The following is a 1,822-nucleotide window of genomic DNA, read 5'->3' on the forward strand; positions in this document are numbered from 1 at the left end:
CTTCTCCCCTTCTCCTCATCTCCCTTTGTTTTATGAGAAAATTCTGGCGAGGTCATCCCTATGCCAGATGTTTAGGGTGAAGAATCAAGCCAACACTTAAAACTGTATAAGATAGACAGGGATTGCTAGCACCTTGGCTTAAACTTGTTTTTGAAAATCACTTTACCTGAGATTCCCCTATGGACGCTACGGCACTTTGGCAACGATACCAGAAATGGTTATATTTCCATGAAGAATTGGGACTATACCTCGATGTGAGCCGGATGCGGTTTGATGACGCCTTTGTAGAGAAGTTGCAGCCGAAGTTTGAAAAAGCTTTTGCAGATATGGCGGAACTTGAGAAGGGGGCGATCGCCAATCCAGATGAAGACCGCATGGTTGGACACTACTGGCTGCGAAATCCTGATTTAGCCCCAACGCCAGAACTCACACAAGAAATCGTAGACAGCATAGAGCAAATCGAAGTATTTGCCGAAAAAGTCCACACGGGTGGAATTCATCCCCCAAAAGCGCCTCGCTTCACTGATATTATCTCTATTGGTATTGGTGGTTCTGCCTTAGGTCCCCAATTCGTTGCGGAAGCGTTAGCCTCAGACTTCCCGTCGCTGGGAATTCACTTCATTGACAATTCCGATCCAGCAGGAATTGACCGCATTTTGAATCATTTGAGAAACCGTCTCGCCAGCACTTTGGTATTGGTGATCTCCAAGTCTGGGGGAACGCCAGAACCGCGTAATGGTATGATTGAAGTTAAAAAAGCTTACGCTGGACAGAATTTGGACTTTGCTAATTATGCGATCGCCATTACCATGCCAGGTAGTAAGCTGGACGAACAAGCAAAATCCGAAAGCTGGCTCGCAAGATTTCCCATGTTTGACTGGGTGGGAGGACGCACCTCAGAATTGTCTGCTGTGGGGCTATTACCAGCGGCGTTGCAAGGCGTTGATATTCTCGCCATGCTAGAGGGTGCAAAACAGATGGATGACGCCACCCGCATCCCTGATATCAAACAGAACCCAGCCGCATTGTTAGCTTTGTCCTGGTATTATGCTGGCAATGGACGAGGCGAAAAAGACATGGTTGTCCTACCCTACAAAGACAGCTTACTTCTTTTCAGTCGGTATTTGCAACAGCTGGTGATGGAATCCTTGGGTAAGGAGAAAGACTTAGAAGGCAACGTCGTTCACCAAGGTATCGCCGTTTATGGCAACAAAGGCTCAACCGACCAACACGCTTATGTTCAGCAGTTGCGTGAGGGTGTGCCAAATTTCTTTGCCACATTCATTGAAGTTTTGGAAGACCGCAACGGACCATCTTCAGAACTTGAACCTGGAGTTACAATGGGCGACTATCTCTCTGGTTTTTTGCAAGGAACTCGACAAGCGCTTTATGAAAACCAGCGCGACTCGATTACTGTGACTATTCCTCAAGTGAATTCCCGGACAGTTGGTGCGCTCATCGCTTTATATGATCGCGCTGTCGGCTTATACGCCAGCTTAGTGAACATCAACGCCTACCATCAACCAGGCGTAGAAGCTGGTAAAAAAGCTGCGGCTGCAATTCTGGAGTTGCAAAAACAAGTCGTAAAAGTTTTGCAAACAGAAAAAACAGCCCTCTCTATAGAGGAAATTGCTCAAAAAGCAGGTGCAACAGACAAAATCGAGGCAATTTATAAGATTGTGCGTCATCTACAGGCAAATCAGCGCGGAGTCGTGTTGCAAGGAGATCTAGGACAACCCAGCAGCTTGAAGATTTCTGTTAGCTAATTAAAACAGTCAATAGTGAACAGTGAACAGTAAACAGTAAACAAGGGGTGGACGAG

At 46.5% G+C, this 1,822-nt stretch carries 1 protein-coding gene; it reads left to right on the forward strand.

Annotated elements, in window-relative coordinates:
• Nucleotides 1–179 precede the first annotated feature (179 nt).
• Nucleotides 180–1,766, forward strand: a complete 1,587-nt coding sequence (locus DP116_RS28105) for a glucose-6-phosphate isomerase (RefSeq protein WP_169158235.1) — start codon at nucleotides 180–182, stop codon at nucleotides 1,764–1,766.
• Nucleotides 1,767–1,822: the final 56 nt, after the last annotated feature.

Origin of the sequence: Brasilonema bromeliae SPC951 (assembly GCF_012912135.1) — a bacterium.
Taxonomy (GTDB): Bacteria; Cyanobacteriota; Cyanobacteriia; order Cyanobacteriales; family Nostocaceae; genus Brasilonema; species Brasilonema bromeliae.

Bases quoted from the DNA above. Each gene is read 5' to 3' on its own strand.
- DP116_RS28105 (WP_169158235.1), top strand. From the start codon at position 180: ATGGACGCTACGGCACTTTGGCAACGATACCAGAAATGGTTATATTTC.